Origin of the sequence: Paenibacillus nicotianae (assembly GCF_042681745.1) — a bacterium.
Lineage (GTDB): Bacteria > Bacillota > Bacilli > Paenibacillales > Paenibacillaceae > Saccharibacillus > Saccharibacillus nicotianae.
This window is the reverse complement of sequence record NZ_JBHUGF010000010.1, coordinates 1,907,622-1,931,764: the sequence shown is the minus strand read 5'-3', so window position 1 is coordinate 1,931,764 and position 24,143 is coordinate 1,907,622. Positions and strand designations below refer to the sequence as shown.

21 protein-coding genes are annotated in these 24,143 nt (G+C 38.5%); 17 read left to right on the top strand and 4 right to left on the bottom strand.

Annotated elements, in window-relative coordinates; translation table 11 throughout:
- Nucleotides 1-10 precede the first annotated feature (10 nt).
- Nucleotides 11-2,311: a 5-methyltetrahydropteroyltriglutamate--homocysteine S-methyltransferase gene (gene metE / locus ACFSGI_RS12505; protein WP_204824460.1), complete on the bottom strand. Its 2,301-nt coding sequence runs from the start codon at nt 2,309-2,311 to the stop codon at nt 11-13.
- A gap of 205 nt (nt 2,312-2,516) precedes the next feature.
- Between metE and ACFSGI_RS12500 the strand changes: the two genes are divergently transcribed.
- The 3 genes from ACFSGI_RS12500 to ACFSGI_RS12490 are packed head-to-tail and all read left to right on the top strand — an operon-like array spanning nt 2,517 to nt 4,417.
- The gene (locus tag ACFSGI_RS12500; RefSeq protein ID WP_204824459.1) at nt 2,517-3,113 is read left to right on the top strand and encodes a hypothetical protein; all 597 of its coding nucleotides are present in this window, start codon (nt 2,517-2,519) and stop codon (nt 3,111-3,113) included.
- Nucleotides 3,114-3,125: 12 nt separating this feature from the next.
- Entirely contained in the window at nt 3,126-4,022 is an 897-nt protein-coding gene (locus ACFSGI_RS12495) for an NAD-dependent epimerase/dehydratase family protein (protein ID WP_204824458.1), read from the top strand.
- Between the two features lie 29 nt (nt 4,023-4,051).
- Nucleotides 4,052-4,417, top strand: a complete 366-nt coding sequence (locus ACFSGI_RS12490; RefSeq protein WP_204824457.1) for a hypothetical protein — start codon at nt 4,052-4,054, stop codon at nt 4,415-4,417.
- A gap of 5 nt (nt 4,418-4,422) precedes the next feature.
- Here the strand turns inward: ACFSGI_RS12490 and ACFSGI_RS12485 are convergent, their stop codons facing one another.
- Entirely contained in the window at nt 4,423-5,646 is a 1,224-nt protein-coding gene (locus ACFSGI_RS12485) for an MDR family MFS transporter (RefSeq protein ID WP_204824456.1), read from the bottom strand.
- Between the two features lie 159 nt (nt 5,647-5,805).
- Between ACFSGI_RS12485 and ACFSGI_RS12480 the strand changes: the two genes are divergently transcribed.
- The 3 genes from ACFSGI_RS12480 to ACFSGI_RS12470 all read left to right on the top strand — a co-directional run bounded on the left by ACFSGI_RS12480 (nt 5,806) and on the right by ACFSGI_RS12470 (nt 8,840).
- Entirely contained in the window at nt 5,806-6,618 is an 813-nt protein-coding gene (locus ACFSGI_RS12480) for a class I SAM-dependent methyltransferase (protein ID WP_204824455.1), read from the top strand.
- A gap of 327 nt (nt 6,619-6,945) precedes the next feature.
- Entirely contained in the window at nt 6,946-8,418 is a 1,473-nt protein-coding gene (locus tag ACFSGI_RS12475; RefSeq protein WP_204824454.1) for an aldehyde dehydrogenase family protein, read from the top strand.
- A 278-nt stretch (nt 8,419-8,696) separates the two neighbouring features.
- Nucleotides 8,697-8,840, top strand: coding sequence for a hypothetical protein (locus ACFSGI_RS12470; protein ID WP_204824453.1), 144 nt, complete (start codon nt 8,697-8,699; stop codon nt 8,838-8,840).
- 169 nt (nt 8,841-9,009) lie between these two features.
- On the opposite strand, the gene ACFSGI_RS12465 is transcribed toward ACFSGI_RS12470, so the two are convergent.
- Nucleotides 9,010-9,363, bottom strand: a complete 354-nt coding sequence (locus tag ACFSGI_RS12465) for a winged helix-turn-helix transcriptional regulator (RefSeq protein ID WP_204824452.1) — start codon at nt 9,361-9,363, stop codon at nt 9,010-9,012.
- A gap of 355 nt (nt 9,364-9,718) precedes the next feature.
- Nucleotides 9,719-9,958: a hypothetical protein gene (locus ACFSGI_RS12460; protein WP_204824451.1), complete on the bottom strand. Its 240-nt coding sequence runs from the start codon at nt 9,956-9,958 to the stop codon at nt 9,719-9,721.
- A gap of 387 nt (nt 9,959-10,345) precedes the next feature.
- Between ACFSGI_RS12460 and ACFSGI_RS12455 the strand changes: the two genes are divergently transcribed.
- The 11 genes from ACFSGI_RS12455 to ACFSGI_RS12405 all read left to right on the top strand — a co-directional run bounded on the left by ACFSGI_RS12455 (nt 10,346) and on the right by ACFSGI_RS12405 (nt 24,113).
- Complete coding sequence (locus ACFSGI_RS12455; protein WP_204824450.1) at nt 10,346-11,179, top strand: hypothetical protein; 834 nt, start codon at nt 10,346-10,348, stop codon at nt 11,177-11,179.
- Nucleotides 11,180-11,356: 177 nt separating this feature from the next.
- Nucleotides 11,357-12,163: an SDR family oxidoreductase gene (locus tag ACFSGI_RS12450; RefSeq protein ID WP_204825009.1), complete on the top strand. Its 807-nt coding sequence runs from the start codon at nt 11,357-11,359 to the stop codon at nt 12,161-12,163.
- Nucleotides 12,164-12,365: 202 nt separating this feature from the next.
- Nucleotides 12,366-12,731 (top strand): DnaJ family domain-containing protein, encoded by a 366-nt coding sequence (locus ACFSGI_RS12445; protein WP_204824449.1) that lies wholly within the window; start codon nt 12,366-12,368, stop codon nt 12,729-12,731.
- 190 nt (nt 12,732-12,921) lie between these two features.
- Nucleotides 12,922-15,468 (top strand): ATP-dependent helicase HrpB, encoded by a 2,547-nt coding sequence (hrpB, locus tag ACFSGI_RS12440; RefSeq protein ID WP_379283335.1) that lies wholly within the window; start codon nt 12,922-12,924, stop codon nt 15,466-15,468.
- A gap of 146 nt (nt 15,469-15,614) precedes the next feature.
- The gene (locus ACFSGI_RS12435; protein WP_204824448.1) at nt 15,615-16,298 is read left to right on the top strand and encodes a general stress protein; all 684 of its coding nucleotides are present in this window, start codon (nt 15,615-15,617) and stop codon (nt 16,296-16,298) included.
- A gap of 230 nt (nt 16,299-16,528) precedes the next feature.
- Nucleotides 16,529-16,738, top strand: a complete 210-nt coding sequence (locus ACFSGI_RS12430; RefSeq protein WP_204824447.1) for a hypothetical protein — start codon at nt 16,529-16,531, stop codon at nt 16,736-16,738.
- A gap of 45 nt (nt 16,739-16,783) precedes the next feature.
- A complete protein-coding gene (locus tag ACFSGI_RS12425; RefSeq protein WP_204824446.1) occupies nt 16,784-17,947 on the top strand; it encodes an acyltransferase in 1,164 nt (387 codons plus the stop codon).
- 253 nt (nt 17,948-18,200) lie between these two features.
- The gene (locus tag ACFSGI_RS12420) at nt 18,201-18,779 is read left to right on the top strand and encodes a TetR/AcrR family transcriptional regulator (RefSeq protein WP_204824445.1); all 579 of its coding nucleotides are present in this window, start codon (nt 18,201-18,203) and stop codon (nt 18,777-18,779) included.
- A gap of 12 nt (nt 18,780-18,791) precedes the next feature.
- On the top strand, nt 18,792-21,968 hold the full coding sequence (locus ACFSGI_RS12415; RefSeq protein ID WP_204824444.1) for a bifunctional cytochrome P450/NADPH--P450 reductase: 3,177 nt from the start codon (nt 18,792-18,794) through the stop codon (nt 21,966-21,968).
- A gap of 681 nt (nt 21,969-22,649) precedes the next feature.
- Complete coding sequence (locus ACFSGI_RS12410; RefSeq protein WP_069325894.1) at nt 22,650-23,012, top strand: helix-turn-helix transcriptional regulator; 363 nt, start codon at nt 22,650-22,652, stop codon at nt 23,010-23,012.
- A gap of 93 nt (nt 23,013-23,105) precedes the next feature.
- Nucleotides 23,106-24,113, top strand: a complete 1,008-nt coding sequence (locus tag ACFSGI_RS12405; protein WP_204824443.1) for a Gfo/Idh/MocA family protein — start codon at nt 23,106-23,108, stop codon at nt 24,111-24,113.
- The last annotated feature ends 30 nt before the right edge of the window (nt 24,114-24,143 follow it).

The window sequence follows — 24,143 nt, the reverse complement described above, 5'->3', positions numbered from 1 at the left end:
TTTTGGGCAATTAAAGCTTACTTGCGCTTACTTCTTGCCCTAATTTATGACGGATATCGTCTGCGGCTTCTACCATTAATTTGAGAGCAGCGACTGTTTCAGGATGAGCGCGTGTTTTCAATCCGCAGTCTGGGTTGATCCAGAACAATTTGGGATCCAGTACACGTAGAGCACGTTCGATCAACTGTACCATTTCTTCTTTCGCAGGAACACGCGGACTATGGATATCATAGACACCCAGACCAATACCTTTATCATAACCATGTACTTCAAAAGACGAAATCAATTCACCATGACTACGTGACGTTTCAATCGAGATAACATCTGCATCCATATCTTTAATCGCATCAATAATGTCATGGAATTCCGAATAGCACATGTGAGTATGAATTTGAGTCGTTTCTTGCACAGCGGCTGTCGATAAACGGAATGAACCTACTGCCCAATCCAGATATTCTTGCCATTTGTTACGTTTGAGAGGTAATCCTTCACGTAACGCAGGCTCATCGACCTGAATCATTTCAATACCTGCGGCTTCAAGTGCCAGAATTTCGTCCGAGATCGCGCGTGCAATCTGATAAGACACTTTGCTACGTGGAATATCGTCCCGTACAAAAGACCAGTTCAAGATCGTCACCGGGCCTGTTAGCATGCCTTTAACAGGTTTGCTTGTTAAAGATTGAGCATATTTGGTTTCTGTCACCGTCATTGGCTTCACAAAATGAACATTACCGTAGATTACAGGTGGCTTAACGCAACGAGAACCATATGATTGAACCCAGCCAAAGCGTGTAAATGTAAATCCATCTAACTGCTCTCCGAAAAACTCAACCATATCAGTACGTTCAAATTCACCATGTACCAATACATCCAAATTCAATTCTTCTTGAATCGAAATCCAGTCTTGAATCTGTTCTTCGATAAAACGGTTATAATCTGCTGGCGATAATTCACCTTTGCGCCATAACTGACGAGCACGACGTACTTCTACGGTTTGTGGAAAGCTACCGATCGTAGTCGTAGGTAATAATGGCAATTTCCATTTGTCTGCATGAATTACCTGACGCTGTGCAAAAGGAACATTACGTGTAGCAGAACCTTCATTTTGTTGTACATGTTCTTCTTGCGGAGCGCGCCATGACGAACTAGCAATGCGTTCGACTGCTTCACGACTACGGTCTAACGCTTCTTGCACAGCAGGAGCACCAATATTTGCCGCTTTCGTTAATAACGCCAGTTCTTCTAATTTCTGATCGGCAAACGCTAAAGCGTCTTTGATAATCGGATCAAGAGAAGTTTCACTATTGGTCGTCACAGGCACATGTTGCAGACTGCAAGATGGCTGAATCAGTAAGCGATCCGCAGGTACCGTTTGAGAGATATTTTGAATTAATTGAATTTTATCTTCTAATTTGGAGCGCCAGATATTACGTCCATCTACTAGACCTACGCCTAAAATTTTATCTTCCGGGAAGCCCCAGTCATCTAGATTGTTAAGATTTTGCTCCAATCCATGTACAAAATCTAAGCCGATACCTTGCACAGGTAGATCGATTAATTTACCGAAGTCATCTACACCTTCAAAATAAGTCTGTACGAGCAGATTCACATCAGGAGTCGCTTGATTGAATTGAGTATAAATCTCTTGCACCCATTGCCATTCTTCAGCAGATACTTCCAGAGCAAGTGAAGGCTCATCGATTTGAACCCAGCGTACACCTGCTTTGTTCAATCCTTGTAATATCTCTACATATAATGGAGCTAACTGATCCAACCACTGCTTGAATTCAGAAGCTTCATAGCCTTTAGATAGTTTGAGGAAGGTATAAGGGCCGATCAATACCGGCTTAGTTTCAATACCTAATTCTGTTTTGGCTTCTAAATATAATCGCAATGGACGATTTTCAGTTAATTGCGGTGTAATTCCACCCAGTTCAGGTACGATGTAATGGTAGTTGGTATTGAACCATTTGGTCATTTCGCCTGCGGTGGCGTTGTCTGTTCCACGAGCAATAGCAAAGTATTGTTGTAATGATACTTCGCCACCTGTATAACCAAAGCGTTCAGGTACTAATCCAAAAGTAACCGCCGTATCCAAGACATGATCATAATAAGAAAAGTCGCCTACAGGAATTAGATCAATCCCAGCTTTACTTTGCTTGCTTAAATGAGCAAGGCGCAATTCTTTCATCGTTTGTAAAAAGTCAGCTTCCGAAGATTTGTTACTCCAGAACGATTCTAGTGCTTTTTTCCATTCGCGTTGTTCACCAAGACGCGGATAACCGATATTGCTACTGAGTACTTTTGGCATAATAATTCCCCCTGAAAGTTGATTATTTATTACAATAATCATAGCGTATTCTGGCAGGATATGGTTATACGTTTTGCCTATATCCTATCATGATTACACGCTATAGCTAGATTTGCTTTTTTGGTAAGAACGCCATTTGATGGTAAGATAGAAAGGCAAGACAGAGTATACATATTTGAAGCAGGCAAACGAAAAGGAGAATCATATGAGTATTTTGTTTTTGTTTTGGGCCTTTTTGGGTCAAGCTATATTAGGGATCATTGTTACAGGATTGAACAAATTAGGATTAGCAGCGATCTGGTTAGATTATGTGCCGACTGTAATTGTAAGCGTTCTGTATTTTGTAGGATTTATGAAATTGGAAAAAGTAAATCCGCAATTTGCTAAAGGTAAACCGGCAGCTATCGGAGCGGCTGTACTTGCGATTATTCAAATCTTTTTACCAGGTCAAGCCAATGTATTACCTTTGCCTTGGTGGTTGACAATTGTATCGCTATTAGTGATTATTGCAGATTTGTTTATCATCTATACCGTATGTAAAGGTATAGGAGAGATAGCAGAAGCACAGAACTTGCCAGATTTCAAAAAAATATCTTATCAACGTTGGATTATTTATGTATGCAATCAGATTTTGGCGTTAGCAGTGTTAGCAATCAGTGCGTTTGTATCGTCTACAAGTGAAGGCAGCTTGGTCATGTTAGCAGGATTATTAGGAGTGATATACGTTGTTTTTGGTTTACTTGTGTATATCTTAATGGCTACGTTTATCTGGAAAGCTCACAAACTATTAGATATCAAATAGGAGGAATTGTTGATGACGAACGTATTGGTATTAGGAGGCACACGCTTTTTCGGCAAAAACCTAGTGGAACTTTTACTGAAAGAACAGATTGAAGTTACGTTGCTGACTCGTGGTCAGACAGAAGATGAATTTGGAGATCAGGTCAAACGATTAGTTGTAGATCGTGAAGATGCTGTCGCTTTGGAAAAAGCCATAGGAAATCAGCAGTATGATGTTGTGTACGATAATATTTGTTTTACACCACAGCAGGCGCGTGAAGCGGTAGCTATTTTCAAACATAAAGCAAAGCGTTATATTTTGACGTCTAGCTTGTCTGTTTATGATTTTGGCAAAGGCGTATTGCATGAACAGGATGTAGATACACATCACTATACAATCGATAAAGATCCAGAAGCGAAGCTTAGTTATGGAGAAGGCAAGCGTCAAGCAGAAGCTGTTTTTTTTCAACAAGCTGATTTTCCAGTAGCAGCGGTACGATTTCCTATTGTGTTAGGCCCTAATGATTATACAAAACGGCTACATTTCCATATCGAACGTGTGTTAAGTGGCAAAGTGATAGGCATTTCCAATATTGAAGCACAGATGAACTTTATTCATGAGCAAGAAGCGGCTGAATTTTTATTCTGGTTAGGGATTTCTTCTGATCTAACAGGCCCTGTTAATGCACGTTCTGATGGAGAAGTGAGCTTGCGTGAATTAATCCAGTGGATAGAGCAAGGTACAGGTCAACAAGCTATTATACAAAGCGAGACAGATGAAGATGCACAATCTCCTTTTGGAGTGCCAGATTCATGGATTATGGATACATCCAAAGCGAAGCAAGCTGGATTTACCTTTTATGTATTGTCGGAGTGGATGCCTGAGCTGATCAAGCATATTACTTTAGCAACGAAACAACAGAATCTATAAAGTAAGTAGCGAAAGAATGGAGTATAGCGATGGTAAATGATATTTTTATAGGTGATATTCCTTTAATGGATGGAGTCATACAGCAAGTAATTCTTTTACCCGAGCAGGTTAAAGTATACTTTCAGACAGAACAAGGAATCTCTATCGTATTTTCATTGGAACAAGTGGTGGCTGTGTGGGATCGCCGCTCCGCCGGACAAGAAATAGGCGGTATGCGGACGGTTCCCTGGTCACGTACAGAAGCACCTATACGGGATTATCTGTTAGCTCAAGTAGAGCAAGGGGAAGTAAGCGAAGAATGGCTAAGTAGTCTATCGATGTACTCATTTATAAGTAGCTTGGGTGAACATTCTATTCTAGATATTGTAGCTAGTGAAATACGTACTCAGCGCTAATTAGATCAATGTTTATAAGAAAGATTCATACGCCGATAAGCAGCAATCAGAAAAGGTAAACCAAGTGCACATGTCAAAGCAAGCGGTACAAATATGTGCATACTATGCTGTGCGCCTTTAACATCCAGTAGAAAACCTCCAAGTATCGGGGCGCACACATTACCTAAATTGTTAAATCCAATCGTTCCAAAATAAGTTCCTTTCCATTCAGGCTTCGCTATCCGATCAATTAGCATATCCATCATCGTAAATAACAAAACTTCACCGATTGTAAAAATAACAGTAATGATCATAAATGCTAGACCTGTACTGGCAAGCCCATATAATAGTAAGCTTGTAGCTACAAAAATATTGCCAATAATCAATGACACTACAGGAGCAAAACGTGAAGCCCATTTGACCAGCGGATATTGTACTACCAGAACTGTAATTGCATTCAGTGTTAACATGTACGCAAACCATGTCGCTCCATTGTGTAGATCAGGAACTAACGCTAAATATTGCGGTAACGTTGAATTAAGATGACCGTAACCTAGTACACAGAATGTCGTTCCAATCAATATGTATAAAAAAATTCGATCTTGAGAAATAACCCGTAACGCTTTTTTTAAAGTAATCCGTTGTTCTGTAGTAGAATTTGATTCAATATGTATAGGATGTTTGCCAAATTGAAACATAAGTACGACCGTATATAGTACATAGATACATCCAGCCATTATAAAAGCACTGCTTGATCCATTGGTGCTAAACCACAATCCTAATAAAGGGCCAAAAACAACACCGACATTAATAGCGGTATAACGCATATTAAAAATCAATAATTTTTGCTCTTGAGGGGTGACTTCAGATAATAATGCTCGCGAAGTCGGTTCAAATAAAGAGCGGCATAGTCCATTTAATGTGTTGACTATAAAAAACATCCAGATTTGATTAGAAGCTGCAAACGCAAAAAATACAATACTCCAACCAGCTATTGATAAAATCATTACTTTTTTGCGACCAATACGGTCTGAAATATACCCTCCGTAAAAGCTAGCAAATACGCCTACTAATGAACTAACAGCTACAGTAATTCCTGTCTGCGTAGGTGAAGCTCCTAAAGATTGAGTAAGATAAATAGATAAAAAAGGAATACTCATTGAAGTTGCCATTCGTCCAAACAATGTGCCTACAATGATCGTCCATGCCAGAGGATGGATACCACGTAATTGCAAAAAAGATGTTTTCATATCTTATATCACTCCTTTACTGTACATCGTGTACTCCAAATCATACAAAAAATTATTTTCTCACCGTTACAAAAAGCTGTCAAGATCATTTACTATTTGTACTTATCATATAGGATAGATTGTCATATAATGGATAGAATCAATAAAGGAGGTAATAAGATGTCTGAACAAGTAGCAAAGTTTTACCAATCATATAATGAAGATTCACGATTTGAGCGCCCATCTCGTGCTGTCGAGTATATGACAACTATACATATGATAGATACATGGTTATCCCAGTTACCTCCAGTATCTTCAATTTTAGATAGTGGAGCAGGAAGCGGGGCATACGCTATTCATTATGCCAAGCAAGGGCATTCAGTTAAAGCGATAGATATTACTCCTAAGCATATTGAACAGATTCAAGCCAAATCACTACAACTACATCTGAACGATTCGTTACAAGCTGAAATTGGAAATGCTACTACATTGTCTGGAATCGCTAATGAATCATTTGATATGGTAATTTGCCTGGGACCTTATTATCATCTTACTTCTGCTGCTGATCGGGCATCTTGTCTTGCGGAAAGTATGCGTGTCTTGCGTCCAGGTGGAATACTGATTGTCGCGTATATCAATAAATATTCGATCGTTCCTATGTTAGCTGTCAAAGAACAAAGTTATTTACGTTCCTCTGTAGTGGAAAAAGTATTGCAAGAAGGTGTATTTTACGATGGAGCAGAAGATAGCTTTTGGACAGACTTGTATGTAACATCACCTGAACAAATAGAACAAGATGTATTAGCGGCTAATGCTCAAATTGTGGATCATGCGGGTGCAGATGGAATCACACATACGATAGATGGTTCGATAGACCATCTTGAAGAGAACATGTACCAGATATGGTTAGATTATCATCTTCAAACTTGTCGAGAACGGAGCATACTCGGTCTGAGTACACATGGAATTATCGTCGGACGCAAATCAGAATAGCATTATGTATGAATTTAAAAATCAAATAATCGATCTAAAAAGCTAGCTATCTTAAATGATACTAGTTTTTTTTATATACCAATAATGATATATAAATGTAGTGTGCATGTTTGCTTATCTATATACGAGGGTAAAGAATACGAGAAGCAATTGTAACAATAGTAATATACTAACTAATTGTTACGATTTCACTTTTATAATTTAATTAGAAATATGTAGTAAAGAAAATCAATTTTCTTATGAGATGAATAGAATAATAAATACAACAAAAAGTGTATGTTTATGGTTTAACAATCTTATATAACACACATCAAGGAGGATACAACAATGACATTAGTACAATCGAAATACGCACATTGGAATAAACAATTTATCGCTGGAGAATGGGTAGAAGGTTCTTCTGACAAAATGATGCAAAATAAAAATCCATATACAGGTGAAACATTAGTAGAGTGGCGTTCATCTGATGAGAACGACTTGGATAAATCGTACAAAACTGCACAAACAGAAGGTAAAAAGTGGTCTAAAATGCCACTGGCTGCTCGTGCCAAAGTGATGCGCGAAGCAATGGTACAAATGAATGAACGTAAAGAAGAAATTGTAGATTTACTGATTGCTGAATCAGGTAGTACTCATGTCAAAGCAGAACGTGAATGGATGACAACAGTACGTATTTTGGAAGAATCTTCTTCGTTCCCTTACCGTATGAAAGGTGAACTGATCGGTTCTGATATTCCTGGAAAAGAAAATCGTGTTGTTCGTGAAGCCAAAGGCGTAATTGGTGTAATAGGGCCGTGGAATTTTCCATTACATTTATGTATGCGTTCTGTAGCACCTGCATTAGCTGTAGGTAACGGTGTTGTGATCAAACCGGCTTCAGATACACCGATTACAGCAGGATTACTAATTGCTGATATTTTTGAAAAAGCAGGATTGCCTAAAGGAGTACTTAGTGTCGTAAGTGGTAGTGGTAGCGAAATCGGAGATGCTTTTGTGAAGCATCCAATTCCTAAATTGATTTCTTTTACAGGTTCTACTGAAGTAGGACGCGGCATAGGTAAATTAGCAGGCGAACATTTAAAAGATGTAGCTTTAGAACTTGGTGGAGATAATGCGATGATCGTGTTAGATGATGCTGATATCGATAAAGCTGTAGAAGCGGCAGTCTACGGGAAGTTTTTCCATCAAGGACAAATCTGTATGGCACTAAACCGCATCGTTATTGATCATTCTATCTATGATACGTTTGTAGAGAAATTTACGAATACTGTAAAAGGTCTCAAATTCGGTGATCCTGCTGATGCCAAAACATTAGTCGGCCCATTGATTCATGAAAAAGAAGTAGATCGTTTACTTGAAGTGATAGAAAATGCGCAAAAAGAAGGCGCTAAACTGCTATACGGTGGTAAAAGTAAAGGTAGTGTGCTTGAACCAACTGTACTGAGTGAAGTATCTCCAGAAAATTCAGCAGCACAACATGAATTATTTGGGCCGGTAGCCTTGTTAATTCGTGCGAAAGACGAAGCAGATGCGATTCGCATTGTGAATAGTAGTGAATATGGATTAAGTGGTTCTGTATTTACATCCAATCTAGAACGTGGCTATCGTGTTGCTCAAGAAGTAGAAAGTGGTATGATCCATGTAAACGATCAACCTGTCAACGATGAAGCACATGTGATGTTCGGTGGCGAAAAATCTTCAGGTCTAGGACGCTTTGGCGGAGAATGGGCGATTGAGAAATTTACGCGTACACGTTGGATTAGTATTCAACATCAGTACCGCGAATTTCCTAATATTTAATACAAAGTGATATATAGAAGATAGTTCTGTAAGATAAAATTAAAAAAAACTTATACTATTAGCAAAACTGCTTTGCGATTCTTAAAGAATCGTAAAGCAGTTTTTTCACTTATGATATGACAAAGAATAGATATATTTCGTTTAAAAAAATGATAAACGTAGTTTGAAAAATATAAAATGCGGTTATTAATTCTTACCGGAAGATTTACCATAATCTTATTATAGCCTCTGTAATTGGTAACGATGCTTCTGGCGAATTGAGAAGGAGTTGAGCAGGCATGTCAATAGATCGTTTTATACTCCGTAAATTAAATCGTGAAGCCGATGAGCATACTCGTACCAATTTATTACGCTTATTTGTTATTCGTATTCGGAGTGCAGAAAAGCAAGAAGCAGGCAGAAAAAAACAGTATATCAGCTAATATGACTGTATATGATGTATAGTGCTAATCTTTGATTGTAAAGAGAACGTTTATCTTCAGTAGATAATCATTGAGATTTGATGATGTATATAGTATAAGATGATATTACACAAAAAAACATCCGTTCTCCTCAAGGGAGGCGGATGTTTTTTATCGTTATCATGGTTGTTTATTTAGCAGTTTGAGCATACTCGGCTTCTAAAACCATTGCTTCTGGTTCTACCCATGATTGAGACCAATCCTGAATACCGCGTATAACAGATTCTAATGCCAATCCTTTTTGAGTTAATTCATATTCAATCCGTACTGGCGTCTCAGGGTATACATGGCGAACAACCATTCCTTCATGCTCTAGATCCTTCAGGCGTTCAGACAAAAGACGACCGCTTACCGGGAGTGACGATTGAATAGAGCAAAAGCGTTGAGGACCACCCATCAGTTGATAAATAATTAAGCCATTCCAACGTTTACTTAAAATCTGCATCCCCTTTTCGAATCGAGGACAAAGCATTGATGTATCCATCTATATCACCTCTTTTAATAAACCTATTATATCACATAATATACATTTGATACAGACTATCACTTCAGTAATTTAATAACTTTAAAGATATTTCTTTTTAAATTACACTAGATTACTTAAAGTTAATTGGGGAACAATTTATTATTAGACATTTTTGTTGAAAACTATAGAATTGTATACAAAAAATCGATAACATCTACAGAACATGATCTGTTCATAAATATTATCGATTCTAAGATAGACAAGTACGTCATTTATGTAAGTAGAAAAGATTCAGACAGAAAGGGCCATACGGAGTCGTTCCGTTGTTAGGCCCATCGTAATGTCTATAGGATGTAGAAAAAGCACTTTCATTTTAGTATAACGATAAAGCTAAAGTATCACTTTCACGATAAGTATGCAAAATCGCTTCAGAACCTACAACCTCAATACTAATCACAGTATCTAGACATGTTTTGATCATTTTTTTACCATTTACAATTTTGTGTTCAATCGTTCTGCGTAATAGTCTTAACAGCTTGGACATTGGTTGTGTATTCTCGGCGTTAAAGTAAACCGGAACCATCTTGTTCTCTAAAAGAATTGTCGTTTTCACTATTAATCACCTCGTTTATTGTTATAAGTAATTTGAATTCAAAAGTTGTTTGTGTTAGCCTTTCGACTAACTTGACTTTATTGTAATCACCTTTCCTTAAAGAAAACTTAAAATTACATGATTTTCACCTAAAACCTGAACATTAATTTAGTAAGGAGACACATAATGTTCATGAAGGTACAACAAAAGCTACATAGTATATTTCTTATAATAATCATATATGGGTAAAAATGGAATATTTTTGCGAAACAATTGACAAAATTAAGCCTATAGTGCTACATTTGAATAGGTACTAAGAACCTTTATTGTATAATTTTCATACATCCTTGCCCTTTATATAGTTATAAAAGCTCACATGTCAGTATTGAAGGGAGAAGATAGACCCACATGTTAACTTTGAACTCTTCCAAAGAACCTATGATAACGTTGACAGACAAAGAACTGTTCTTTTTAGGCAGTGTCCTTGGATTTGATCAGATTATGGGAATGGATAATCCGTTACAAGATAGTACAGTCGAAGAACTGGCTGATATATGGAAGCAAGCAAGTACATCTCTTGTACAAAAAGGATGTCTAATCATAGATAGTAATGATGAAATATCACTTCATCCACCAGATGCTTATTTGCAAGGGAAATTTGTAGGTAATTACAAGCGCGGATGCTGTATCCGCTACTTTTATGCTACAGATACGACGAATAAAGTGCGTGAAGGAAACAGCTACTTTACTCATGAGACAGTAGTCGATATCAAGCAAGCTTCAACGTTACCGGGAAGTTATACATTAACAGAACTCGGAAGTCTGAATAAAGCTTGTACGTTATTGTTACGACGAATGAAGTTAAGTAATAATGCTATCGGAGAAATGCCTGCTTTAACTTTTTCCAAACAGTGGTTTGATCAGTATTTCCATCATAAAGAACCGATTCATTTAGAAAAAATTACGACGGAATTGACTCAAATGACAGGGGATTCAGAAGGCTCACGTATTTTTGCGAAAGTCTTGCATAATTGCAGTTTGCGTGCTGAAATTCAGTTTTCTCAATGGGAAGAAGACAATTGGCAACGTCAAGGAGCTGTGTTATTAGCAGATCACAATACCAATTGGATCGTTCGCATGAGCAATCAAGATTATGAAGATTGGGTTATTGCTGTTCCTGTGGACAAAAAGCAATTGCGACGCATGTTACTTGATTGGGTACAACAACCTGATCCTTCTTAAAAATAAAAATCGACAATATAAAACCGAACAGAACGATGCTGTTCGGTTTTATATTGTCGATTTTGGTAAATAAATAAAAAAAGGTGATTCCATTGCTGTCTATATTGGGTAAATTGTTGAAGCACGAGGTTAGAATACGCGTGTATACATAATTATTCAAAAGGGGTGGGGTAAATGATGGAATCTACAATCAATATACATCGCTTTGCAGGAAAAACAGCGTTGGTTACCGGAGCAGGTTCTGGCATTGGTAAAGCGACTGCTCTTAAATTCGTAGCTGAAGGAGCGAATGTGATCTTATGTGATCTATCGCTTGAACGTATACGTGAAACAGAAGCAGAAGCAAATGCGATTCGTCCTGATGCAGCATTGGCTTTTGAGATGGATATTGCAAATGAAGAACAAGTAAAACACGCTATTCAGACAGGAGCAGAGCATTTCAGTGGTCTTGATATCGTGTTCGCTAATGCAGGTATTAATGGAGTGCTAGCTCCGATCGACCAGATTGGATTTGAAGATTGGCAGCGTACGATCAATACCAATTTAGGTGGTACGTTCTTAACGATCAAGTATGCGCTTCCTTTTTTGAAAGATCATAATGGTGGAAGTATTGTAATTACCAGTTCTATTAATGGTAACACGACATTTGCAAGCTTTGGGATGTCAGCCTATAGCACTTCCAAAGCAGGTCAAGTTGCTTTTGCTAAAATGGCAGCTCTTGAACTGGCTCAATTCAAAGTACGTGTGAATGTAATATGTCCAGGGGCAATTTCTACAAATATCGACCAAAGTACAGAACTAAATGATTTGGTACGAAATATAGCTATTCCTATCGAATTCCCGAATGGTCGCCAACCGTTAGCTGGGCAATCTGGTTCAGCAGACAATGTAGCAGATCTAGTTACATTCTTATCTTCTCCAGAAGCGGCTCATATTACTGGAGCACAGATTACGATTGATGGAGCAGAATCGCTATTGTGTTAATAAATAGATAACTATTTCAAGATCACCAGATGATATTATAAATAATAAAGAAGCTCTGTTAAAGGAGCTTCTTTTGTTATATTATGATGTCATTCTAGAAATCGCTATAATATAAATCGATAGACATAATGAAATCATATGATATGTGCAGAAATTACTAATGATGTATCAAAAGATAATCATAAAGAGGTGACTATATCCAATGTTATCTTGGTTAGCAGAACAGAAGATTAATGAAGCGATACAGCAAGGAGAATTCGATGATCTGGCAGGTAAAGGAGAGCCGTTAGAATTGGAAGATTTATCTCATGTGCCTGAAGAATTAAGAGCAGCTTACAAAGTGATGAAAAATGCAGGTATTATTCCAGAAGAATTACGATTGCGACAAGAGATGTTGACGTTAACTGATCTGATTGCAGCTTGTGAACATGCGGGTGAACGACAAGCGCTACATCGTAAGTTAGATGAGAAAACATTACGATTACAATTGATTACCAGCCAGCGAGGACTGCAAGACAATGCCTCTTATCAACGATATGAAAGTCAAATTCGTAAGCGATTAACTTAATACAGCCTTTTGAATATAATGAATATAAAATGCAACGATCAACAATAGTTCTGTCGTCTTGATACTAGATCTGATGGGAATAAATATCTGATTAGATAGAAGAAGTGCAGTATTTGGATAGTAACACTTATATGGATCAAAGTAGAAAAATAGTGCTTATTATAGTGCACTTATAGAAAGGAATAATGTTTTGACTGAATTATTACATTTACCTGTAGATGCGTTGATTCCTGACTTGAAATTCTACTTAGAACAACAAGGAGTAGCAGTGTTAACAGCGGAACCAGGAGCAGGGAAAACAACACGTATTCCAATCGCTTTACTTCAGGAACCCTGGCTAAAAGGAAAGCGAATTATAATGTTAGAACCCCGGCGGGTAGCAGCGATTTCGGCGGCACGTTTTATGGCGTCGGCTTTAGGAGAGCAAGTAGGTGAAACGGTAGGCTATCGCGTTGCACTGGATAGCAAAGTAAGCCAAAATACAGTCATCGAAGTGGTTACCGAAGGTATTTTGACAGCGATGTTACAGCACGATCCTTCATTAGAACAGATTGGTTTGATTATTTTCGATGAATTTCATGAACGGAATCTGCACGCTGATCTAGGGCTTGCTCTAACGATAGAGAGCAGGTCTATTTTGCGTGAAGATTTAAGAGTATTAGTAATGTCGGCTACCATGAATCCTAAGCCTGTAGCACATTTGTTGGGCGATGCTCCTATATTATCGAGTGCAGGCCGAACATATCCTGTGCATACGTATTATGTGCAGGGTGAATCGATTTTTAATATGTATCAACGTCCTTATTCAGATTGGGCGAAAAAAGTAGCGATTACTATTCAAAAAGCATTACAAGAGCATGAAGGCGATATATTAGTCTTTTTGCCAGGTATACGCGAGATTCGATCTGTACAGCGAGAATGTAGATCATATATTGACTCGATCTACAACCATATCGAATTGATGATTCTGCATGGTGGTATGAGTGCATCAGAGCAAGATCAAGTTATTGTCTCTTCCGCAAAAAAGATACGCAAAATAGTGTTAGCTACTTCGTTGGCTGAATCGAGTATTACAATAACAGGTATTCGTATTGTTATTGATAGTGGTCTGACACGTACTCCTGTCTTTTCAGCTCGTACAGGGATGCAACATCTAGCTACAGAACGTGTATCGCAAGATAGTGCAGATCAGCGTAGAGGTAGAGCAGGACGAACACAAGCGGGTATATGTTATCGTATGTGGAGTGAAGAAGAACAATCTTATTTAGCTACTACCCGTTCACCAGAGATTGTCCAAAGTGATCTGACATCGCTGGCTTTGCATATTGCTGTATGGGGAACGAATATGAACGAATTAAGCTGGTTGGATCAGCCGCCACAAGCTGCTCATGACCAAGCTTGTCAATTGCTTATTCAGTTGGAAGCATTAGATGAACAGAAATGTATAACAGCACATGGACGTGAATTGTCCAAGCTACGTGTGCATCCTCGTCTCGCTCATATGATTGTTCAAGCTATTCCTTTAGGCATCGTTCAACAAGCTTGCGATCTTGCAGCATTGTTACAGGAGCGTGATCTTTTGTCTTTTCATGAAGCAGGTGCAGATTTGGAACATCGTGTACAGGCTCTTCATGGTCATTCTTCTTATAAAGTAGATCATACAGCTAGTAAACGTATCAAAGAATGGAGTCAACGTTTTGAACAACAAGCGCGTCTGATAAAAGGATATCATGATCATCGTTCAACTGAGTATGATCTTTCCTCATCTTATACAGGGGTGTTGTTATCGTTAGCTTATCCTGATCGTATCGCTAAAAATCGTGGTAATGGTACATTTCTAATGCGTATGGGACGTGGTGCTTCATTTGCATCGTCTTCACATCGTTCGGACTATCTAACAAAAGCTTCTTATATTGTAGCCGCACAATTAGATGATGCAGGAGCAGATAGTCTGATTCGACTTGCAGCCGAAGTTAGTGAATCACAGCTTCGTCGGTTACATGCACATCATATTCAATCGATACATCAAGTAGATTATGATGAAGAACGTGAATCGGTATCTGCTCGAATCGATACTTATCTAGGAGCAATTTTATTACAATCAGTACCTGATCCTAAGCCTTCCGTAGAACAGATTCAATTAGCGATAGTGAAGGCGATTCAGCGCAAAGGTCTGGATAGCTTGAACTGGACCAAAACTGCAATACAATGGAGAGAGCGGATATCTTTTATGCACCAGCTTGATCCTGACTATCCTGCAATGGATGATAGCACTTTATTAGCAGAAATGGATGAATGGTTATTACCTTATATAGAAGGAATCCGTCGTTTTCATGAATTAAAAAAGCTGAATACAGTAGAATTATTGCTTCATCGCTTATCCTGGGAACAACGACAAGCAATAGATACAGCAGCGCCTACACATATCGAAGTTCCCAGTGGATCACGTATTCCTATTGACTATACTGATCCAAAGCGTCCATTTATCGCTGTTAGATTACAGGAGTTATTTGGATGTGTCACTACACCTATGTTAGGTCATCATATTCCATTAACAATATATTTATTATCACCGGCAGGACGACCGGTACAAGTTACCAATGATTTGGTTAGCTTTTGGCAAGATGCTTATTTCGATATAAAAAAAGACTTAAAAGGTAGATATCCCAAGCATTATTGGCCAGATGATCCGTTAACAGCGGAACCTACACATCGTGCAAAACCTCGTAAATTATAAATGCTAAGTGTCTAACTACAAAAAAAGAGATTTGTCAATACATTTTTTTGCGATTCCGATTGAAGATATCTAAGCGCGGGTAATAACTTCACAAGCAACCTTATAATAGCAGGTTAAAGAAGGTTATACTCGGGAGGTAATTACACATGGATAAGAAAATCGTAGGTGTATTTAATACAGAACAAGAAGCTTCAAATTCTATTGAACAATTAAAAAGTCAGGGCTTTTCTACAGATGAAATCTCTGTGATTACTAAAGATCGTGAAGAGTTACGCAATATTACAGAAGAAACAGATACCAAAGCACCTGAAGGTGTAGCCACTGGTGCAACAACAGGTGGAGTGCTTGGAGGAACAGCAGGATTGTTAGCAGGTCTTGGAGCATTGGCAATTCCTGGTATTGGGCCGATTCTAGCGGCAGGACCTATCGCAGCAACAATTACAGGCGCTGCTGTTGGAGCAGGAGCAGGCGGGCTAGTAGGCGGTTTGATCGGTATGGGTATTCCTGAAGATGAAGCTAGTGAATACGAAGGTTATGTGAATAACGGCAAAATTCTTGTGTTAGTCGAAGATGATGATCGTTATGATAATGTATACGGTGTATTCCGCAATAACCGTACATTGAATGAAACACGTTACCGCACACAAGCAGATACTCAAGATACATTGAATCAATCAACAACAAAACAAGATCAACCTGTAGGACGTACAGAGGAAGATCCAAATGCGTCTAAAGTGCATAAAGAAATAGATAAAGACAGTCTTAACGATGATAGTCAAGGATCAGATAACAAATTGACTTCTTATTCTAATGGCGGTTACGGCGTATAATTGATAAAAACCTATCGAAATAGATTGATATTATAAAGCTTATCTTTGGTCAGCATATTGGCCAGAGATAAGCTTTTCGTCATTATTCTACTTCATTCGCTAATGAATTTCCCAAAAAAATGTGCATTAGGTTATAAATGCCCTGTTAGATTATCGTTAGAAGCGTTATACTGACATTGAAAGGGTATGTATTATGTTCCCTTTACTATACGAATGAGGAGGTTATAATCATGGACGTACAGGATAAACTGACTCAGCCTACATCTGGTTCTGCAAAGGACAAAAAGAGAAATCGTCGTAAATGGATCAACAAATTACGCAACGAACTTCGTCTTCCAGGTGCACCGTCACCATCACCCAAAAATGAATCACAGCGTATGCCAACACCAACAATGTCTAATACAGCAAGCTGGGGTTGTGGATCACGTCTGACTTCATAAGACTAACTTATGAAAAAGTATTGAATATTCCTTCAGGAGTACATTATGACAAAAAAACCTAGATTAAGAGAAATCGAGATTCTGCGTGGTATGGCTTTTGCCGCTGTCGTGCTTCAGCATTCGATTGCTCATTTTTCGGTAGTCCCAGAATTGAAAATGGAGGATGGGGCTCGGCTTACTCTTTTGCTATTAGCGGCCAAATTTGCAGTACCGGCCTTTATTTTCATCACAGGGCTGGTGCTTTTTTATAACTATGAAGGCAAAATCAATTATGTCTCGTTTGTTCGTAAACGGTTTAAAGATATTATTGTGCCTTATCTGTTATGGTCGGTTATCTATTCGTTTATGGTAGGTATTTATAATCATCCGTTATGGGAATCGATAACTACTATGATTCGGTTCTGGCTTACAGGCAAATCAAGTTATCATTTATGGTATATAGTGATGATTATTCCGATGTATTTGTTGTTTCCGCCTTTGCGTATAGCAGTTAGAAAAATAGTAACCTGGGTCAATGGCCAACGAAAACGTGCATGGTTATTGATGATTGGATTAATTGCTGGATATGAGCTTATTTTATTCGCAAGACCTTTGATTACGGATACAGCAACATCGTTACATATTCCGGTAATCAGTGCGTATTTTACAACGTATGCTGATCGGAATGTGATCTATTATTTATTTTATTTTCTATTAGGTGCCTTGGCTGGATTACATATAAATGTGTTCCTGGATATTCTAAAACGGGTTAAATTTCCTGTGATAGTAATATGCGGGTTGTTTGCGGTGTACTATACAGGGCTCGTTTTAGGGCATTTTCCTCCAGAAGCTCCATTCGGTAGACGTTTTATAGCATTAACCTTATTGCAACCGGCTATGGGATTATTTTTGATTGCTTTTCTAGCGTTGATCTATATGGTAGCTTTGAGTATTCAGTCTACAGGTGGTACGGTTCATCGACAACTATGGATCACATTGAGTCGGTACTCATACGGTGGTTATTTAGCACATGCATTGATGTTAAGGGTAAGTTATATAATTGAAGAATCATTATTAGCAGGAATGAATATAACTATTAGAATGTTATTAGTATGGATCTTTACACTCGTATTATCGGTACTGGTAACATACGTGATCTCGTATATTCCTTATGGGCACTGGTTAACAGGCATGTCTTTACGTAAAAAGCGTGAAGTCAAAACATCATAAAATAAGCAGACATCTGACAACAATCGATGTCTGCTTTTTTGGTATAACATAATATATGTGAATAGCCAAAAGTGCAAGCAATTCAAGGTCTCACAGCGCCAAAGTTGAAACAGAGTGATAATGAAGTTTATAGTATAGTTACGGAATGAATATTCATTCCGCATTAGAAGCAGTAAAATGAAACAGCTATTTTTATAACAATAGGATGTAAAAAGATGATGGAGAAAGCCAACGATAGAAGGGAGTGAATAAGATGGAAGCGATGTTGAGCAAACAAGAATTGATCTTATCCGCTGCTCTTCAATTATTTGCTGATCGTGGATTTGATGGCACAACAGTACCTGTTATTGCTGAAGCCGCCAATGTAGGAGCAGGAACGATTTATCGTTATTTTGAAAATAAAGAAGCGCTGGTAAATGTTTTATTCCAGCAGGGAACAGCAGCACTGACAGAAGCAACAATTGGACAGTTATATCAAGATGGTGAAGATATTCGAACACAGTTCAGACGCTTATTTTATGGCATGGTGCATTTTGCCAAACAGGATATTAACAGTCTGCATTTTATTGTGACTCATGCGCAAGGATGGTATTTGACGTCAGATAATAAGCAATCCTTTGAACAATTACAACAGGGTTTGTTTGCTTTTTGCGATTATGGTATTGAACAAAAGAAGATTCGTGCCTTGCCATCGCCTGTGTTAATAGCGATTGTATTCGGTGCTTTTAAAGAATTGTATAATGCGGTACGTCTTGGCGGCGTGGTCTTATCCGCAGAATTAATAGAGCAAGTGGAGGAATGTTGCTGGAACGCGATAGAGCAGAAAAAATAAGGAGGAATCATAATGACCACCTATACCGATATTCCACAACCGAAAAAAGTAGGCTTACTCGGTAATTTACCCCTGATCGATGCAGAGGCACCGTTACAATCGGTGATCAAATTATCTTATGAATACGGACCGATTTTTCGCATGGAAATGCCAGGCAGAGAACATATTTATCTCTCCGGTCATAAATTAGTACAGGAAGCGTGTGACGAATCTCGATTTGATAAAAATGTATGGGCACCTCTTCAAAATGTTCGTCCATTTACAGGAGATGGATTATTTACAAGTTGGACACACGAACCAAATTGGAAAAAAGCCCATCACATTTTACTGCCAAGCTTTAGTCAGCGAGCCATGCAAGGGTATCAGAATATGATGGTGGATATTGCGACTCAATTGGTTCAGAAATGGGCACGATTGAATCCAGATGAAAGTGTCAATGTGCCTGAAGATATGACACGTCTGACGCTAGATACGATAGGGCTGTGTGGGTTCAATTATCGGTTTAATAGTTTTTATCGTGATCAACCTCATCCATTTATTATCAGTATGACACGCGCGCTAGATGAAGCGATGAGTCAATTGCAACGGTTAGATATTCAAGATAAATTGATGGTTACGAAAAAGCGCCAGTACAAGCATGATATTGAGCATATGTTTTCTACAGTAGACAAAATTATTGCAGAACGCCGCGAAGGATTAACCGAAGGCAAAGACGATCTATTATCTCATATGCTTAACGGCAAAGACCCGGAGACTGGCGAGACATTAGACGATGAAAATATCCGCTATCAGATGATTACATTTCTAATCGCTGGTCATGAGACAACCAGTGGATTATTATCTTTTGCTATTTATTATTTGCTCAAAAATAAAGATAAATTACAAAAAGCCTATGAAGAAGTAGACCGAGTACTGGTAGATCCATTGCCATCTTACAAACAAGTCAGACAGTTGAATTATGTGCGGATGATTTTGAATGAAGCTTTGCGTCTATGGCCAACTGCGCCTGCTTTTTCATTATATGCCAAAGAAGATACTGTTTTAGATGGACAATATCATTTGAATAAAGGCGATGCTGTCAGTGTATTGATTCCCAAATTACATCGGGATACTGAAGCATGGGGCGATGATGTTGAAGAATTCCGCCCTGAGCGATTTGAAGATGATAGCAAAGTTCCTCATCACGCGTATAAACCATTTGGAAATGGACAACGTGCTTGTATCGGTCAGCAATTTGCTTTGCATGAAGCAACGCTGGTTCTTGGTATGGTACTCAAACATTTTGATATGATCGATCATACTGATTATCAGCTCAAAATCAAAGAATCCCTTACTCTTAAACCGGACAATTTTACGATGAAAGTAAAAGTACGTAAAAGTCCGGCTGCTGTTGCTGTGATGCAAGAAAACAATCAAGAACAAGAAAAATCTCAAAAAATCGAAGCAGATCCTAAGTTAGCAGGTCACAATACACCGCTGTTAGTCTTATATGGTTCTAATCTAGGTACTGCTGAAGGCATAGCGCGTGAATTAGCAGAAACCGGTCATTATCTAGGCTTCCGTAGTGAAGTGGCTACACTGGATAGTTACGCAGCCAAACTTCCAACTGAAGGTGCTGTGCTGGTAGTATCTGCTTCTTACAATGGTAATCCGCCGGATAATGCGAAGTATTTTGTAGATTGGTTGCAGAGTGCAGAATCAGGCGATCTACAAGGTGTGAAATATGCTGTATTTGGCTGTGGAGATCATAACTGGGCAAGTACGTATCAGAAAATTCCGCAGTTGATCGATCAGCGATTGGCTGAATTAGGAGCAGCGCGTATCTATCAAGCAGGTGAAGGCGACGCAAGTGATGATTTTGAAAAGCAATTAGATGATTGGAAAGAAATGTTATGGCCTCAATTGATGGGTGCTTTTGACCTCAATTATAGTGGAGGTGAAAAGAAAGAGCATAGCAATTTATCGGTTAGCTTTGTAAGTGGGATGGTAGGTACTCCTCTTGCAGAGACATATGATGCTTTTCATGCGGAAATTCTAGAAAATCGCGAATTACAGTATCATGATAGTGGTCGCAGTACACGTCATATCGAAGTGTCTTTGCCTGCTGAAGCCTCATATCGTGAAGGGGATCATCTAGGCATATTACCGCAAAATCCAGCCAGTCTGATCAAACGAGTAACCGAGCGTTTTCATTTGAAAACATCCGATCATTTATTGCTAAAAGGCAGTGGACGCAGTGCGGCTCATTTACCGTTAGAACGTCCTGTAAGCTTACCGGATTTGCTAGGACATAGCGTAGAATTGCAAGATACAGCAACGCGTGCACAGATCCGCGAAGTAGCGGCATATACTGTATGTCCACCACATCGCAAAGAATTAGAAGCTTTATTAGATGAAGAAAAGTACAAAACAGAAGTGCTTGCGAAACGAATTACGATGTTAGATTTGATCGAAAAATATGAAGCATGTGAAATTCCATTTGACCGTTTCCTGGAATTATTGCCACCGCTCAAACCGCGTTACTATTCGATCTCTAGTTCACCGAAAGCTTATCCTGATCGAATCAGTATTACAGTTAGTGTTGTGCGTGGAGCAGCACGTAGTGGTAAGGGTGAATATCGCGGTATTGCTTCTAATTATCTTGCCGAGCAAGCGATCGGATCATCGATTGTAATGTTTATTCGTAGACCACAATCAGGATTCCAATTACCAGACGATCCAGCTACTCCTATTATTATGGTAGGACCTGGAACAGGTATCGCTCCTTTCCGTGGCTTTTTGCAAGCGAGAGAAGTGTTACAACAAGAAGGTAATACTTTGGGTCAAGCTCATTTATACTTTGGTTGCCGTCATCCAGAACATGACTTTTTGTATCGAGAAGAGTTAGAAAAATATGCAAGTGAAGGTCTAGTTACATTGCATACTGCATTTTCTCGTGAAAAAGAAGAAGTCAAAGTATATGTTCAACATCAAATGAAACAAGATGCTCATCTATTGATCGAATTGATAGATCAAGGTGCTCATTTCTATATCTGCGGCGATGGAACCAAAATGGCTCCTGATGTAGAACAAACACTGCGGGAAGCTTATCAAGAAGTACATGAAGTGAACGAAGAACAATCAGTACAATGGCTAGATGACTTACTAAGCAAAGGTCAATATGCCAAAGATGTATGGACAGGAATCTAAAAAAGAATGTTATAATACTTTTTTCTTACACCTTCAATATTCAGTTCAGCCGGTTTTTATAAAGGTTGGATTGAATAATTGGAGGTATTTTTTTTAGGTGGAGTAGTAAATAACGATATGTAGCAATCAAAAATGTACGTTTTACAAGAAGATTTATTTATAAGAATGATTCTATCAAATGATGATTATTTAATCATATGTAAAATACATAATAGGCAATAAAAAATATCTATCTACATCTATAGAAAAATAGATAACCATTTTATAAATAAAATAACAAATAAGCAGAACAACAATACAAGCTCAAAAGAACAAACGCGAATAAAAAACAGACTAGAATAAATGCAAAAAAGAATAAAGAATCAAAATGCAAATCATCACTCAATAACTATTTTTATAATTATTTCAATATATGAAAAATTCATAATAGAAAAATAAACTACCGCGTATCAACAGCGATATCTCAATCCTCAAAAGCGTGATACATGTCAAACTTCAAATATATGATGATGTATTTCTTCTATAATTGTTCTTATTTATTTGCTTCACTTATGTCATTACAGACTGCTTAACTTTTCAAACCAGTGAAAATTTCATATAATAGAACATGGACAGATGTTCTGATGGGTTAACCCTTTGGATAACGGGTCACATACCAGTATGCAGAAGGGGGAAGAGGAAATGGCATTTATGATTGCACAACGAGCCTTTATCAAATTATATCTAATTTCTATGGTTGAAGAACATCATGGGTATGGATATGAGATGCTAGAAGAGATGAAAGCACGATTTGAGTCGTTTGGTTATTCTCCTCCACAGAGCGAAATTTATCGGGCTTTGCACGAATTGGTGCATGATGGTGTGCTTTACCGAACCAAGCAATTAAAAGGGAACGATCCTAAAGTTGATTTTCAAGAGATTGTGATCTATCACTTTACCGATGATGGACATGAGAAAGCGAATCTCTACAAAAAACAAGTTAAAGTGGATCTGGATCGCTGTATTGGCATGCTCACCAAAGCCGCCACAGACAATTATAAATAAAGTCCTAACAGGATTGATCTGCAAGAAACGAAGCAACCTCCTTGCCGGAAAGTTAAAATCATTTAATTTAAAACGAAGGGAAGGAATACAATCATGACTGAACGTAAATTAAAGTGGGGCATTATGAGCACCGCCGGGATTGCTGTAAGCGCCGTCATCCCTTCTATTCATGAGTCACTACGCAATGAGACACTGGCCATCGCCAGCCGTTCGTTAGAACTGGCACAAGTGGTTGCAGAACAATGTAATATTCCAAGAGCTTATGGTAGTTATGAAGAGTTACTAGCAGATCCTGATATTGATGCTGTCTATATTCCGTTGCCGAACCATTTGCACAAAGAATGGACGATCAAGTCTGCGGAAGCAGGCAAGCATGTATTATGTGAAAAACCTGCGGCACTTGATGCACAGGAAGCGGCTGAAATGGTAGATGTCTGTCGCAAGTCAGGCGTACTGTTTGCAGAAGGATTTATGTATCGTTATCATCCTAAGCATGCTCGTGTTCGAGATATTATTGAATCCGGCGAAATAGGAACAATTCGTTCGATGCATGGGCGATTTACATCCAACAATGCTGAAGATATTGATAATGTCCGATATCGTCGTGAAATGGGTGGAGGTTCATTATACGATCTGGGTGTCTATCCAGTATCTGCTGCACGTATGTACTTTGGGTCAGAACCTGTTGCAGTGACGGTTCAAGGATTCTTTTCAGCCAAACATGATCATGTAGATATGATGGCATCCGGTCTGATTGAATTTCCAGGATCAGCAGCGTTAACATTTGAATGTGGAATGTGGGCGTATCCTAGCTGTGCTCTGGAAATTGTAGGTACCAAAGGACGTATCAAATTACCGTATGCTTTTGGACGCAATGATAGCGAAGGCGAGCCTCAAGTGATGATTTATACAGATGAAGGAAAGCGCGAAGAAAATGTACAGGTAGCGAATCATTTCGCTCTTCAAGTCGATGCATTTGCAGCGGCTGTTATCGATGGAACACCACTACCTTATAGCCCGGAAGATGCTATTCGCAATACAAAAGTTATTGCGGCATGTCTAGAATCCGCAAAACGCGGAGAAAAAATCCGTTTAGTCTAGCGTTTGGAATTATAAACGCGACATCTCTTA